The sequence below is a fragment of the Roseateles sp. P5_E1 genome, from assembly GCF_054049335.1.
The window spans coordinates 1-685 of record NZ_JBFUMN010000220.1 but is presented as its reverse complement, the minus strand read 5'-3'; the positions used below and the strand labels follow the sequence as shown (position 1 = coordinate 685).

General features: G+C 68.0%; 1 protein-coding gene. It reads right to left on the bottom strand.

What is annotated here, in order from left to right:
* The coding region (locus ACXJKJ_RS30710; protein WP_457395266.1) for a DUF3772 domain-containing protein at positions 1–585 on the bottom strand (585 nt) is incomplete at its 3' end.
* Positions 586–685: the final 100 nt, after the last annotated feature.

Sequence of the window (685 nt, the reverse complement as noted above, 5' to 3'; positions counted from 1 at the left end):
CTGCCGGTACAGCGACACCAGCCGCCCATAGTCGGCCGGCACATGGGTGGCGAACTGTTTCCACAAGGACGGCGACAGCGGCGAATTGACCTTGCGCGCCAGTTCTTCGCTGAACTGGCTGACGCGCATCTTCTCGATATCCGTGCCCAGCTGCCTGGCATCGCCAGCCAGCAGCTTGGCCCGCGCGATCGCCGAGGCGATGTCGCTGCGCTGCTGGTTCAGGGCCTTGCGCTGCAACGCGATGTCGCGTGCTTCGACGGTGCCTTCGGGCACAACCCCAAGCTGGGCAACGCGCGCGTCCATCTGGTCCAGCTGCGGCTGCAGCGCATTGCGCGCGGCATCGGCGTCGCGCTGCACGGCCAGCGCGCGGTCGGACAGGGTCTTGAGCGTGTCGCGGGTATCGGCATCGTCCAGCGAAGCCTGGATCTGCTTGAGGTCCTTGTCGGCCTGGGCCAGCTGGGCGATGGGATCGGCATCGGTGGCCTCATCGGCCTGGGCCATGGCCAGCGGCGCCATGCCCAGCCAGGCACACAACATCAGCAAGGCCAGTGGCCGCCGCAACGATCGGAAAAGACGGGAAGACAAGCCGGTGCACCGCAAGGTTCGCGCGGACCACCGCGCCTGCGCGAACTATAAACCGCGCCCTGTTCACAGCGGGTAGAGGCCCCGCCGGGCCGCCGCCGTC